The organism is Bradyrhizobium sp. Unk1, from assembly GCF_059512345.1.
This window is the reverse complement of the sequence record NZ_JCAMOP010000255.1, coordinates 1-337: the sequence shown is the minus strand read 5'-3', so window position 1 is coordinate 337 and position 337 is coordinate 1. Positions and strand designations below refer to the sequence as shown.

1 pseudogene is annotated in these 337 nt (G+C 71.5%); it reads right to left on the bottom strand.

Annotation, left to right across the window (positions count from 1 at the left end):
• Positions 1 to 42: 42 nt before the first annotated feature.
• A pseudogene (locus AC5ZFO_RS48380) lies at positions 43 to 337 on the bottom strand (hypothetical protein); the annotation flags it as partial.

Here is a 337-nt window from a genome sequence, read left to right as displayed (position 1 = left end):
TCGCCACCATCACCCGCACCGCGCCCGTCGGACCGATCACGTTCAGGTCTTCAGCGCATGGATCACGGCCGCAACCGTCGCGGCATCCGCGCCGCGGCCGACCCGGACCGCGACGCCGTTGATCTCGAGCTCGATGACGCCGCTGTTCTCGGCGCCCTCGGGCGTCTTCCGGAGGCGTCGGCGCTGCCGCGGTGAGCGCTCCGGCGGCGTTGACGATGGGGTAACGACAGCGGGCACGAACGCCTGCGGCGCGTGAGCCGCAGGGATCGCAACCGGCTGTCGCATTTGCCGGCGCCACGTAAACAGCTGTTGCGGCGACAATCCGTGCCGCCGCGCG